The sequence below is a fragment of the Burkholderia sp. Ax-1720 genome (assembly GCF_011753035.1).
Lineage (GTDB): Bacteria > Pseudomonadota > Gammaproteobacteria > Burkholderiales > Burkholderiaceae > Burkholderia > Burkholderia gladioli.
The window spans coordinates 1-13,503 of record NZ_VWWK01000011.1 but is presented as its reverse complement, the minus strand read 5'-3'; the positions used below and the strand labels follow the sequence as shown (position 1 = coordinate 13,503).

General features: G+C 68.7%; 9 protein-coding genes and 1 pseudogene. 8 read left to right on the top strand and 2 right to left on the bottom strand.

Going from position 1 to position 13,503, the window contains the following annotated elements:
* Window positions 1-108: 108 nt before the first annotated feature.
* Window positions 109-1,815, bottom strand: coding sequence for a cyclic peptide export ABC transporter (locus tag F3J18_RS05745; RefSeq protein ID WP_166911879.1), 1,707 nt, complete (start codon window positions 1,813-1,815; stop codon window positions 109-111).
* 45 nt (window positions 1,816-1,860) lie between these two features.
* Here F3J18_RS05745 and F3J18_RS05740 point away from each other — a divergent pair, with 45 nt between their 5' ends.
* The 5 genes from F3J18_RS05740 (at window position 1,861) to F3J18_RS05720 (ending at window position 8,856) form a co-directional block, all read left to right on the top strand.
* Window positions 1,861-2,115 carry a hypothetical protein gene (locus F3J18_RS05740; protein ID WP_166911877.1) on the top strand — a complete coding sequence of 85 codons (255 nt, stop codon included), beginning with the start codon at window positions 1,861-1,863 and terminating at the stop codon, window positions 2,113-2,115.
* A gap of 553 nt (window positions 2,116-2,668) precedes the next feature.
* Window positions 2,669-3,025 (top strand): PadR family transcriptional regulator, encoded by a 357-nt coding sequence (locus F3J18_RS05735; RefSeq protein WP_166911875.1) that lies wholly within the window; start codon window positions 2,669-2,671, stop codon window positions 3,023-3,025.
* A gap of 84 nt (window positions 3,026-3,109) precedes the next feature.
* A complete protein-coding gene (locus tag F3J18_RS05730; protein WP_345891711.1) occupies window positions 3,110-4,276 on the top strand; it encodes an efflux RND transporter periplasmic adaptor subunit in 1,167 nt (388 codons plus the stop codon).
* A 12-nt stretch (window positions 4,277-4,288) separates the two neighbouring features.
* Entirely contained in the window at window positions 4,289-7,465 is a 3,177-nt protein-coding gene (locus F3J18_RS05725) for an efflux RND transporter permease subunit (protein WP_166911871.1), read from the top strand.
* Window positions 7,462-8,856, top strand: coding sequence for an efflux transporter outer membrane subunit (locus F3J18_RS05720; RefSeq protein ID WP_166911869.1), 1,395 nt, complete (start codon window positions 7,462-7,464; stop codon window positions 8,854-8,856). The genes F3J18_RS05725 and F3J18_RS05720 overlap by 4 nt, the downstream gene beginning before the upstream one ends.
* Window positions 8,857-8,923: 67 nt before the next feature.
* On the opposite strand, the gene F3J18_RS05715 is transcribed toward F3J18_RS05720, so the two are convergent.
* Entirely contained in the window at window positions 8,924-10,090 is a 1,167-nt protein-coding gene (locus F3J18_RS05715; RefSeq protein ID WP_166911867.1) for an alkane 1-monooxygenase, read from the bottom strand.
* A gap of 426 nt (window positions 10,091-10,516) precedes the next feature.
* On the opposite strand from F3J18_RS05715, the gene F3J18_RS05710 reads away from it, so the two are divergent.
* From F3J18_RS05710 to F3J18_RS05700, 3 genes and pseudogenes are all read left to right on the top strand, one after another.
* Window positions 10,517-11,980, top strand: coding sequence for a deoxyribodipyrimidine photo-lyase (locus tag F3J18_RS05710; protein WP_166911865.1), 1,464 nt, complete (start codon window positions 10,517-10,519; stop codon window positions 11,978-11,980).
* Between the two features lie 211 nt (window positions 11,981-12,191).
* Complete coding sequence (locus F3J18_RS05705) at window positions 12,192-13,190, top strand: alpha/beta fold hydrolase (RefSeq protein ID WP_025101569.1); 999 nt, start codon at window positions 12,192-12,194, stop codon at window positions 13,188-13,190.
* Window positions 13,191-13,238: 48 nt separating this feature from the next.
* Window positions 13,239-13,503: pseudogene (locus F3J18_RS05700) on the top strand (4'-phosphopantetheinyl transferase); the annotation flags it as partial.

Genomic DNA, 13,503 nt, shown 5'->3' with positions numbered 1-13,503 from the left:
GTTGATCTGCCAATGAATAGTCGTGCAGCGCGATACCGGCCGATGCACTGGCCTGGTCGATTCGAATCGGTGGTCCGGAGGGATGGCGCGGGGGCCCTGCCCGGCTTGCTAGCCGACGACCTTGTCGGCCTCGCTCGGCAGGCCCGATCGCGATGAGTCGGGTTCCCCGGATCTCGAACCCGCTGCCGGGTTCGGCTCGGGCGCCTTGTCGAACGCGATGCGTCCGAGCTCCAGCTTGATCAGCCGGTCCGCCACGTGGAAGTAGCGATCGTCGTGGCTGACGACGATCAGGGTCTTGCCCTGGCGTCTCAGGTTCGGCAGCAGCTCGAGGTAGAAATGCTCGCGGAAGTGCGGATCCTGGTCGGCGGCCCATTCGTCGAACAGGCAGATTTCGCGGTTCTCGGCGTAGCACTGCAGGAGCGCGAGCCGCTTGCGCTGTCCGGTCGAGAGATTGGTTTGCGACAGGCGGCCGTCCTCGACGAACACCTGCTTGTCCAGCTCCAGGTCGCTCAGGTATCCGCGCGTGCGCGCATCCGGAAGCAGCGCGCCTTGCTGGTCGATCACGTGGTCGAACAGATAGAAGTCGCCGAACACGCTCGAGAATTTCTCCCGATAGCCGCGCGACTCCGGATCGACGGGCTGGCCGTCCAGGTAGAGGCGGCCGGAACCCGCGGGCAGCAGCCCGCAGAGCATGTGCATCATGGTCGACTTGCCGCTGCCGTTGCCGCCGATGATGAAGATCATCTCGCCGCGATCGATGCGGAAATTCAGCGGCCCGATGCCCCGGCTCTCGGCCGGGCTTTCGGGGTATCGATAGGCGAGCTCGCTGGCCTGGATGGTCCGCCATTGAGCGAGGGGCTGGTCGGCGTGCTCGAGCATCGGCGTTTGCGGGCCGTCGCGCAGGTCCAGGCCGACCCGTTCGAGATGGCGCCAGCTGCTCAGGCCGGTGCCGACCTGCCGACCGGATTCGATCAGGAAATTGAGCGGGCCGATGATGAACAGCGAGCCAATCACGAAGCGGATGATGAGCTCCGCGGGCAGCGAGAAGCTCATGTAGCCGAAGTAGACCACCATGAAGATGGTGCCGTAGATGGCGGTTGGCATCCATGCCTGGTTCAGGTTCCAGTTCAGGTAGGTCTGCTTGCTGACCTTCTGCGCCTGTTCGATGGCCGGTTGCAGGATCGTGTCGGCGAAATGCTCGGCCCGGCTCCGGTTCAGGAGCATTTCCTTCTTGCCGTCGGCGATGGTTCGAAAATGTTCGAACAAGGCTTCCTCGCTGACGCGCATTTCGTCGAAGCGCCTGCCGGTCGACCTGACCAGCAGGAAGGAAACCAGGGAGGCGATGCCGAGCCCGCCGATCAGCACCAGGAACAGCTTGGTCGACAACATCGCGACGTAGGTGGCGCAGATGATGACGAAGATGCCGTTGTAGAACAGATGCGGCATGATCACGATGGCGGGGCTGATCCTCCCGATATCCTCGATCAGCGCGCCGAACACGGAGGCTTTTTTTCCGGCCAGCAGGTGATACTCGATCTCGATGAAGCGGCTCGACAGGTCGCGGCGCAACTGCGCGACCAGCGAGCTGCCCAGGCCGGCCTGCACGTATTGGGACACGCCGTCGGAGAGCAGCAGCGCGCCGAGCAGACCGAGCCCGGTCAGCAGCGTGTCGAGCGGCGACTTGTGCAGGCCCTGCGTGGCGACGTAGTTGATATAGGCCAGCAAGCCCACCGTGAATGCGGCCTTGGTGCAGGACAGCAGCATCGTGACGAGCAGGGACCAGAAGTTCCGCTTGAAATACCGAGTGGTCGACATGGACCTTGCCCCCTCACTGATCATGCTCAGGACTGCCCATCCGGCATGTCACTGGAGAATGGATATTCATCTGTTTTCCGATTGATCGCGAGAATTGCCGAATTCCTGTCCCGGCGAATTCAAATTCATCGATATTTTTCTGTGAGCCGGCAAGCGGGCTCATCGGGCAAGGGAGCCGCGGCGGGCGCAGCGCTCGCCCTGGCGTCGAGCCTGGTTCGAGGTGCTGAGGTCGAGCAGCCGGAATCTCCCTTTGTTTCTGGCACGACAGGAGGAAAGTCAATTCAATTGTCCGATCCGTGAAAGTCGATATTCAGGAACGACATATTGAGTGATGCTAATGTTTTTGAAACGGATGTCTACTTTGTGCACTCATCTTCATTAAAGCACAGGGGCCCGGCGCGAGCTGTCACCGGAAGGCAGGACAAGAAATCCGGGGGCTCCGGCCGCTTCGCATCGATGCGCCCGAGGTGAGGTGATCGGCCGGGAGAAGCGGGCTCGATCGGGCTCGATCGACATCCCCGGCATCTCGTCCGGCACGCCGGTTTCCATGTCCCGATTTCATGCGACAGACGGGGAAGGGCATGCGTGATGAAATCACGGCGTGGTGTCAACCGCCCTTGCCGCATGTCGGCGGCAACGCGACCACGGCCGCTGCCGGCCGCGAGTCGCGATGCCGTCGTGAAGCTGCCGCGGGCATTCCGTCTTCGCCGGGCGCGGGCCGAACCGGCGCCGTGGGCAAACCCATACAGACCGCCGCCGTCTTGCCTGGATGAACGGGCTAAGCGGTGTCGGCTCGCCCGTTCATCGTGCATTGCATGGATCCTTGTTATGCACAGACTGGCCGCGTACATCGATGAAAACGCAGTTGAAGAAGGGAGCGCTCGATATGTGCGTGCTGGCGGTGCTGGCGCGCGGGGACAACTACGCCCACGCCGTGGTGTCGACCTTGTCGTCGGCGATGGAGTTGAGCGAGGGCACGGTCTATCCCCTGATGCGCCGCTTGCAGGCCGCGGGCTGCGTCACGACCTACCTGGTCGAGTCGGCAGCGGGGCCGTCGCGCAAGTACTACTCGCTGACCGGCGTCGGTCGCCGGCGGTTGCGGGACATGGAGGCGCAGTGGCGCGGTTTCGTGGCGGAGGTCGACAGCGTGCTGGCGTCGCGAACCCCGCGCCAGGCCGCCAGCCGCGGGTCCGGGGTTGCCGGGGCATGAATTTCATCTGGTCAGAAGCGAGCACAAGCAGACGATATGTCGACCTTTCAGTGTCTTGATATGCGTGGGCGGCTTTCCGTACGCGTGGCTTTCCTCGGCGGCACGCTGCTGGCGCTGGCGACGCTCGGCGGATGTTCCGGACATCCGGCCGACGGCGCGGCCGCGTCGGCGCCCGCCACCGAGGTGGGCGTGCTGATCGTGGCGCCGCGGGCGATCGTGCGGCGCACCGAGCTGTCGGGGCGTCTCTCGGCCTTGAACGTCGCCGAGGTCCGCCCGCAGATCACCGGCATCGTCCAGAAACGGCTGTTCACCGAAGGCGCCGCGGTGACGGCCGGCCAGACGCTGTACCAGATCGATCCGGCGGTCTATCAGGCGGCTTACGACCAGGCGCGCGGCGTGCTGGCCAAGGCGGAGGCGACGCTCTCGGATGCCCGGGCCAAGTCCGCGCGCTTCGCCGAGCTGGTCAAGATCCAGGCGGTCAGCAAGCAGGACTACGACGATGCCGTGGCCGCCGTCAACGAGGATCAGGCCGACGTGCTGGCCGATCGCGCGGCGCTCGAGTCGGCCCGCATCAATCTCGGCTACACCCGCATCACGAGCCCGATCGCCGGGCGCATCGGCCTGTCCAGCGTGACGGCGGGCGCGCTCGTCACCGCTACCCAGAGCACCGCGCTCGCCACGGTCCAGGAGATCGACAGCATGTACCTGGACGTGACCCGGCCCAGCGTCGACTGGCTGCGATTGCGCAAGGAATTCAAGGCGGGCCGCCTGAAGCGGGCGAACGATCGCGGCGCGGCCGTGCAGGTGGTGATGGAGGACGGTTCCGACTACGCGCTGCCCGGCACCCTGGCCTTCTCCGACATCACCGTCGACCAGACCACCGGCTCGGTGACCTTGCGCGTCACGGTGCCGAATCCCGAGCATGAACTGCTGCCCGGCATGTTCGTGCGGGCCATGCTGGAGGAGGGCGTCGACGAGCAGGCCGTGCTGGTTCCCCAACTGGCGGTCGGGCGCTCGCCGGACGGCCAGGCCACGGTCTGGCTGGCCGCCGCCGACGGCCGGGCGCACCAGGTGAACGTGAAGGCCGACACGGCCTATGGCGACCAGTGGATCGTCTCGCAAGGCCTGAAGGCCGGCGACCGGGTCGTGATCAGCGGTGCCAGCCAGCTTCAGGACGGCGCACCGGTCAAGGTTACCGACACGCACGCGCCGCAGGCCACGACGCCGGCCGCCGCCGCGCTGCCGGGTTGAGCGGGGGCGCACATGGCACGTTTCTTCATCGATCGTCCGATCCTCGCCTGGGTGATCGCCTGCGTCCTGATGATCGCCGGCGCACTGGCCTTGCGCTCGATGCCGATCGAGCAGTATCCATCGGTCGCGCCGCCCGTGATCCAGGTGGTCGCGACCTACCCGGGCGCCTCGGCCGATACCGTGGCGGCCAATGTCACGCAGGTGATCGAGCAGAGCCTGAGCGGCATCGACCACCTGCTCTACATGTCCTCGTCGAGCAGCAATGCCGGCCAGGCCACCATCGCCCTGACGCTGGCCCCCGGGGCCAACCCCGACATCGCGCAGATGCAGGTGCAGAACAAGGTGAGCCAGGTGTCCGCCTCGCTGCCGCTGGTGGTCGAGCAGCAGGGCATCAATATCTCGAAGGCGAGCAGCAATTTCCTGATGGTGGTGTCGCTGTCGTCGCGCAGCGGGCGGCTGAACTCGATCGAGCTGGGCAACCTGCTGGCCAGCCAGCTGCAGGATCCGATCAGCGAGATCAACGGGGTGGGCGGCGTGAACCTGTTTTCCCCGCAGCACGCGATGCGGATCTGGCTGAACCCGGTCAAGCTGCACAGCTTCGGCCTGACCGCGAGCGACGTGACCACCGCGATCGCCAACCAGAACGTCGAGACCTCGGTCGGCGAGCTGGGCGGCACGCCGGCCACCGCCTCGCAGGCGATCAACGCGACCATCACGGCCTCCAGCCTGATGCGCAGCGCCGAGCAGTTCGGCAACATCCTGCTGCGCGTGAACACCAGCGGCTCCCGGGTGCTGCTCAAGGACGTGGCGCGCGTCGAGGTGGGCGGCGACACCTACGATATCTCCTCGCGCATGGGCGGCAGGCCGGCGGCGGCGCTGGCGGTGCAACTGGCCACCGGCGCCAACGCGATGGCGGTGGCCAGCGCGGTGCGCGCGCGCGTGGACGAGCTCAGGCTGCAGTTGCCCACCGATGTCGAGGTGGATTACCCGTTCGACACCACGCCCTTCGTCAGGGTCTCGATGGTCGATGTCGTGCAGACCCTGGTCGAGTCGGTGATCCTGGTGTTCCTGGTGATGCTGGTCTTCCTGCGCAGCGTGCGCGCCACGCTGATTCCGGCGGTGGTGATCCCGATCGCCCTGCTCGGTACCTGCGTGGTGCTGTGGGCCGCCGGCATGTCGCTCAACGTGCTGTCGATGTTCGCCGTGGTGCTGGCGATCGGCTTGCTGGTCGACGACGCGATCGTGGTGGTCGAGAACGTCGACCGGATCATGCGCGAGCAGGGGCTGGGCCCGCGCGAAGCCACCCGCAAGGCGATGAAGCAGATCACCGGCGCGCTGGTGGGGATCACCACCGTGCTGACCGCGGTCTTCATCCCGATGGCCTTCTTCTCCGGCTCGACCGGCGGCATCTATCGGCAGTTCTCGGTCACCATCGTGGCGGCGATGGTGCTGTCCCTGCTGCTGGCGCTGAGCCTGACGCCGGCCCTGTGCGCGACCCTGCTCCGGCCGCCCGGCGCGGATGCGACGGCGCGGCGCGGCCGCGGCGGCCGCTTCATCGAACAGGGCATCGAACGCTACCGGGGCTGGCTGGCGGCCTTCCTCGCGCGTCCGCGGCGCTTCCTGCTGCTGTTCAGCGTGATCCTCGCGGTGCTGGCCTGGCTGATGGCCAGGCTGCCCACCTCCTACCTGCCGGACGAGGACCAGGGCGTGCTGGTGGTGCTGATATCGACGCCGGCCGGCACGCCGATCGCGGTGACCGATCGCACGGTCAGGCTGGCCGAGGATTATTTCCTGCATCACGAGGCCGCCACCGACAAGGTGCTGGCGATCGACGGCTACAGCTTCAACGGCCAAGGCCAGAACAATGCCATCCTGTTCGTCAGCCTGAAGGACTGGAGCCGGCGCCGCGGCGCCGACCAGCAGGCGGGCGCGATCATGAGCCGCGCGAACGCCCATTTCTCGTCCCTGCGCGACGCCCAGGTGTTCGCCGTGAACCTGCCGGCGATCCCGAGCCTGGGCAACCAGAGCGGGCTCGATTTCGAGATCGAGGACCGGGCGGGGCAGGGGCACGAGAAGCTGCTGCAGGCCCGCAACCTGCTGATGAGCCTCGCCGCGAGCAACCCGGCGCTGTCGCAGACGCATCCGGCGGGCCTCGACGACACGCCGCAATTCCATATCGACATCGATCGCGAGAAGGCCGGCGCGCTCGGCCTGTCGATCTCCGACATCAACGACACCCTGCAGATCGCGTTCGGCTCGTCCTACGTCAACAACTACGTGGACAACGGACGGATCCAGCGCGTGTTCGTGCAGGCCGACGCGCCGTACCGGATGATGCCGGACGATATCGGGCGCTGGTACGTGCGCACCAGCGCGGCCAACGGCGAGGTGCTGCAGCCCGGCTCCACGCCGAGCAATTTCGACGGGCAGATGGTGCCCTTGTCGGCCTTTTCCAGCACCCGCTGGACCTTCGGGTCGCCGCAGATCGAACGCTACAACCACATGCTGGCGATGGAGATGACCGCGCAGACGGGCCCGGGCTTCAGCACCGGCGGCGCCATGCAGGCGATCGAGTCGATCGCGGCGCGCCTGCCCAGGGGATTTTCGGTGGAATGGACCGGCCAGTCCTATCAGGAGGTCCTGTCCAACTCGCAATCGCTGTATCTCTACGGCATCTCGATCGTGATCGTGTTCCTCTGCCTGGCCGGCCTCTACGAGAGCTGGGGCATGCCGATCGCGGTGCTGCTGGTGGTGCCGCTCGGCGCGCTGGGCGCGGTGCTGGCCGTGACGCTGCGCGGCATGCCCAACGACATCTATTTCAAGGTGGGGCTGCTCACCACCATCGGCCTGGCCACCAAGAACGCCATCCTGATCGTCGAATTCGCCAAGGAACTGCACGAGCAGGGCCGCGACCTGCTCGACGCGGCGCTGGAGGCGGCGCGACTGCGCGTCAAGCCGATCCTGATGACCTCGATCGCCTTCGTGTTCGGGGTGCTGCCGCTGGTCTTCAGCGGCGGCGCCGGCGCCGAGAGCCGGCGCGCGATCGGCACCGCGGTGGCGGGCGGCATGCTCGGCGCGACGGTGCTGGCGGTGTTCTACGTGCCGCTGTTCTTCATCCTGGTGCGCAAGCTGTTCAAGGAGCGCGGCCGGCACGCCGATGCGGGCACTCCGCCGGAGGCCGAGGCATGAGGCGGCGTTTGCTCGGCGGCCTGCTGTGCGTCATCGGCCTTGGCGCCTGCACCCTGGAGCCCGGCTACCAGCGTCCGCCGGCGCCGGTGCCGGCGGCCTGGGCCGAGGCGCCCGGCGCGGCCTCGTCCGCGCCTGCCGCGTCCGCCCCGGCGACGCTGGCGGCCGAGGTGGATTGGCGCGGCTTCTTTCGCGACCCGGCCCTGCAGCAGTTGATCGCGCTGGCGCTGGACAATAATCGCGACATGCGCGTGGCGGCGCTGAACGTGGCGCAGTTCGAGGCGCAATACCGCATCACGCGCTCGGCGCTGCTGCCCACCGTGGAGGCCACGGGCGCGATCGACAACGCCCGCGCGCTGGGCACCACCACCCGGCAGAGCAGCGTGACGCTGGGCCAGACCTCATGGGAGATCGACTTCTTCGGGCGGCTGCGCAGCCTGCAGCACCAGGCGCTGGAGCAATACCTGTCGACCGACGCGGCGCGAGCGGGCACGCGCATCAGCCTGATCGCGACGGTGGCCACCGATTATTTCCAATGGGTGGCCGACCAGTCCCTGCTCGAGGTGGCGAGCGCGACCGCCGAGGCGGACCGGCAGACCTACGAACTCACCCTGAAAAGCGAGCGGATCGGCAATGCGTCCATGCAGGACGTGCGGCAGGCGGAGCTGGAATATGCGAGCGTGCGATCGAGCCTGATCGCCGAGCGGCGCGCGGTGGAGCAGGATCTCAACAATCTGGCGGCGGCGATCGGCTGCCCGGTTCCCGACGGGCTGCTGCGCGGCGGTGCCCTGGATGCCGCCCAGTTGCCGCCGCTTGACGCCGGCCTGCCGTCGGACCTGCTGACCCGCCGCCCCGACATCCTCCAAGCCGAGCACGACCTGAAAGCCGCCAATGCGAACGTGGGCGCCGCCCGCGCCGCGTTCTTCCCGTCGATCCAGTTGACCAGTTCGGCGGGGACCGCGAGCACCGGGCTGTCGGGCCTGTTCAAGGCGGCGACCGGGGCCTGGAGCTTCGCGCCCACCGTGAGCCTGCCGATTTTCGACTACGGCAACCGCCGGGCCTCGCTCGATGCGGCGAAGATCGAGACGCAGATCGAGATCGCCAACTACGAGAAGGCGATCCAGACCGCCTTCAAGGAAGTGGCGAACGCGCTGGCCGGACGCGCGACCTATGTCGAGCAGGTGCAGTCGGATCGCGAATACCTGGGCGCATCGACCCATTATTACGAGCTGGCGCAGGCGCGCTATCGCAACGGGACCGACAGCTTCCTGGTCCTGCTGGATGCCGAGCGCACGATGTATGCGGCTCGGCAGCAACTGGTCAACGACCGGTTCGCGGAACTGAGCAACCTGATCGCGTTGTACAAGGCGCTGGGCGGCGGATGGCAGCCTTGAGGCGCCCGAGCTGCTTGATCTGCTTGGGTCGCTTGGGCCGACGGCGGCAGGCCGGCTGCCGCCTCGCTCAAGCCGAGGCCCCCGCCGCGTAACGCGCGATCACGCGCTCGCGGATCGACGGCTTGATGTTCGACTGGCGCATGTCGCCGCCATAGTGCGCGACCACGCGCGGGTTCATCACGCGGAACCACAGCGGCGGCAGGTAGGCGAGCAGGATCATGGTCGCGTAGCCCGACGGCAGTTGCGGCGAGTGGTCGAAGTGGCGCAGCGCCTGGTAGGAGCGCGTCGGGTTGGCGTGATGGTCGGCGTGCCGCTGCAACTGGTAGAGGAACAGGTTGGTCACCACGTGGTTGCTGTTCCAGGAGTGCTCGGGCGAGCAGCGCTCGTAGCGGCCGTTCGGCAACCGGCGCCGGCCGAGCCCGTAATGCTCGACATAGTTGACCACCTCCAGCAGCGAGGCGCCGTAGACGGCCTGGATCAGCAGGAAGGGGATCACGCGCGGCCCGCAGTAGGCGAGAGCGGCGCCCCACAGCACGGCTGTCATGGCCCAGGCATGCAGCACCTCGTTGCGCGGCGACCAGCTCGCGTGCCCCTCGCGTTCGAGCCGGCGCTTTTCCAGCCGCCAGGCCGAGGCGATGCTGCCGAACACGGTGCGCGGCAGGAAGGCCCAGAAGGATTCGCCGAAGCGCGCGCTGGCCGGGTCGGGCAGGGTCGCCACGCGCACATGGTGGCCGCGATTGTGCTCGACGAAGAAATGCCCGTAGGCGACCGGCGCGAGCGTGATCTTGGCCAGCCAGCGCTCGAAGCGCGAGGTCTTGTGGCCGAGCTCGTGCGCGGTGTTGATCGACACGCCGGTGGCCGCGCCCAGCGACATCGCGAAGCCGAGGTAGTCGTACCAGGTCAGGGGCACGTGCCGCAGCACCCACATCGCGGCGACGAAGGAGACATAGACCACCAGCGTGGCCAGGTAGACCACCCAGCGGTAGTAGCGGTCGCTTTCGAGCGCCGCCACCAGCTCGTCGGGCGGGTTGCCGGCATCGTCGCCGATCAGCCAGTCGAGCACCGGGATCACGCCGAACGCGAACAGCGGGCCGAACCACCAGAAGACATGCCAGCCGGTGCTGAGCGCCAGGTGCGCGGAGAAGATCGGCAGCGTGATGGTCAGCGCGCCGAGCAGCCACCAGTAGCGTTTGCCGTCGGTCCAGCCGACGCCTGCCGTTTGCAGCTTCGCCATTGTCTCCCTCCTGTTTTTCCGGCTTCGGCTTGCGTGCCGTGCAGCCCTGGCGGGTCTCGTGCCGGTTCGTTGATTTATAAGGCTTGGCGGCCGGCAACGCCAAGCCGGTCGCTAGGCGCGCGACTCCAAACGGGCGGGCGGCGGCCGGGCTCGGCGGCAGCGGGCCGGCTCGGGCGATTGAAACGCGTCGAGGGCGGGGCCGGGCGCCTCCCGGCCCGGCCAGGGTGCCGGCAGGCGGCGCGGAAATTGCTGAGGGCTTGGTTGCAGCGGGCGGCGGGCAAGGGCGCCGGCGGCGAGTGGGCGCCTGAAACCCGGTTCGCTCTGTCCCCTTGCATGGTTTAATGGCGCGCAATCGAGCGAGCGCCCATGTCCGTGCCGCCATGTCCGATCGATCCGTCATTACCCGTTCTTCCCGGAGTCTGCCCCGTGCCTGCCGAATCCTCAGCCCAAGCCGCGATCGTCTGGTTTCGCGACGACCTGCGCGTTACCGACAACCCGGCGCTCGTGCGCGCCGCCGAATCGGGCCGGCCTTTCGTCTGCGTCTACGTGCTGGAGCGCGAGGGTACGCGCCCGCTGGGCGGCGCGGCGCGGTGGTGGCTCGACGGCGCGCTGCGTTCGCTCGACGCGAGCCTGGCCGGGCACGGCGGGCGCCTGCTGGTGCTGGAGGGCGACGAGCGCGAGACCATCGCCGCGCTCGCCGGGGAACTCGATGCCGGCGCGGTCTACTGGAACCGCCGCTACGACGGCATCGCGCGCGAGACCGACGGCGCGCTCAAGCGCTCGCTGAAGGAGGCCGGCATCGAGGCCGAGAGCTTCAACGGCGCGCTGCTGCGCGAGCCCTGGGAGCTGCAGACCGGCAGCGGCGGCGCGTTCCAGGTGTTCACCGCCTATTGGCGCGCCGCGCTCAAGAGCGGCGACGTGAGCGCGCCGCTGGCCGAGCCCTCGACCTGGCGCTTCCCCACGCTGCCGGCCTCGCTCGCGCGCCGCGCGTTGAAGATCGACGCGCTCGGCCTGCTGCCGACGCGCCCCGACTGGGCCGGCGGCCTGCGCGAAGCCTGGGTGCCGACGGAGGAGGCCGCGTTCGAACTGCTCGAACGCTTCCTCGACAAGAAGATCCGCGGCTACGGCGAGGCGCGCGACCGGCCCGACCGGCCGGCGACCAGCCGCCTGTCGCCTTACCTGCGCTTCGGCCAGTTGTCGGCGCGGCAGGTCTGGCACGCGGCGATGGCGGCGGCGCGCGAGGACGGGGCAGCGGTGGCGGCCGACATCGAGAAATTCGTCAGCGAGCTGGGCTGGCGCGAGTTCGACACCAGCCTGCTCTACCACTTCCCCGAACTGCCGACGCGCAACTATCGCGAGCGTTTCGACGCGATGCCCTGGCGCGACGACGAGGCCGGCTTCACCGCCTGGTGCCGCGGCCGCACCGGTTATCCGCTGGTCGACGCCGGCATGCGCGAGCTGTGGACCACCGGCTGGATGCACAACCGCGTGCGGATGGTGGTCGCATCCTTCCTGATCAAGCACCTGCTGATCGACTGGCGCGCGGGCGAGCGCTGGTTCTGGGACACGCTGGTCGATGCCGACATCGCCAACAACTCGGCGAACTGGCAGTGGGTGGCCGGCTGCGGCGCCGACGCGGCGCCGTATTTCCGCATCTTCAATCCGGTCACGCAGGGGCGCAAGTTCGATCCCGAGGGCGATTACGTGCGGCGCTGGGTGCCCGAGCTGGCGCGGCTGCCCGCCGATGCGATCCACGAGCCCTGGCGCGCCAAGCCGATCGTGCTGGAGGCCGCCGGCGTGGTGCTCGGCCAAACCTATCCCGAGCCGATCGTCGATCACGACGCGGCGCGCCAGCGGGCGCTGGGCGCGCTGGAACTGACCAAGCGCTGAGCGCGGCGGCGGTGCCGCGCGGCTCGCGCTTCGCTGCAGCCTGGCCGGGGCTTGTGGCACAGTGGCCGCTGCCGCTGCCGCTGCCGCTGCCGCTGCCGCTGCCGCTGCCGCTGCGACCGGCGCACCGGGCGCACCGGGCGCATCGGGCGCGACAGCCCGCGCGGCGCCCGCCGGGTGTCGCGGCGCGATACCGATCGAGGGAGACGCGACCATGAGCGAGGTTCCGCCGAGCCTGCCGCTGCCGCCCGAGCCGTTCTCGGTGCAGGCCGCCGACGGCTTCGTGCTGCACGGCCATCAGTGGCGCCATCGCGCCGTCGATGCGACGCGCCCGGTGGTCGTGATCCAGTGCGCCACGGCGGTGCGCTGCCGCTATTACTTCCGCTTTGCCACCTGGCTGTTCGCCCAGGGTTTCGACGCGCTGGTCTACGACTATCGCGGCATCGGCGAGTCGCGTCCCGCCTCGCTGCGAGACCTGCGCGCCAACTGGCTCGACTGGGGGCGGCTCGACAGCGAGGCGATCCTGCAATACGTGGCGCGCAGCTTCCCCTGGCAGCCGGTCGACCTGGTCGCGCACAGCATCGGCGGCTTCACCTGCGGGCTGGCCGCCTCGAACGGCATGATCCGGCGCGCCGTGACGGTCGGCGCACAGACCGCGCACTGGCGCGACTACGGCAAGTGGACGCGCACCCGGATGCGGCTCAAGTGGCACCTGGTCATGCCGCTGCTCAGCCGGCTGTTCGGCTATTTCCCGGCGAGCCGGCTCGGCTGGATGGAGGACGTGCCGCGCGGCGTGGCGCTGTCGTGGAGCCGTAGCCGGCCGCGCTTCGAGGACACGTACACGCGCGCCCCGATCCTGGAGACGCCCGAGGAGCGGCGCGCCATGGTGGCGCGCTTCACGCGCTTCACGGCGCCGCTGCTGGCGATCAGCATCGACGACGATCCCTTCGGCACGGTTGCCGCCACCGAGCGGCTGCTCGGCTACTACGTGGCCAGCCCGATCACGCATCTGCACCTCGCGCCGCGGCGGATCGGGGTCGAGGCGATCGGGCATTTCGCGTTTTTCCACAGCCGCTTCGAGGCGACGCTGTGGCCGATCGTGCTGCGCTGGCTGCGCGAGGCGGCCCTGCCTGACGAGCCGCCGGGCGAAGTGCTGCGCCGCCCGGCGAGCCCGGGCGGCACGGCCGCGTATTCGCCCGGCGCAATCCGGTAAGATCGGCGGCTTCTTTCCCTGATCCGGCCGCGCGCCGGCTTCCCGCCCATGGCCATCGCTTTCGAGACCGCTTCCCCCTCGCCCCAGGCTTCGGCGCTTGCGCCGCATCGGCTGGTATCGCTCGCGGTGCCCGAGGCGGCGGCGCGCGCGGGCGTGCGGCTGTGGCGAGTCGATTTCGCGTTCGGCACGCCGCTCGACGCGCCGGCCTACGCGTCGCTCGATGCGGCCGAGCGAGCCCGCGCCGCGCGCTTCCTGCGCGCCGAGGACGCCACGCGCAGCGCGGCCACGCGCGCGGCCCTGCGCGAGGTGCTCA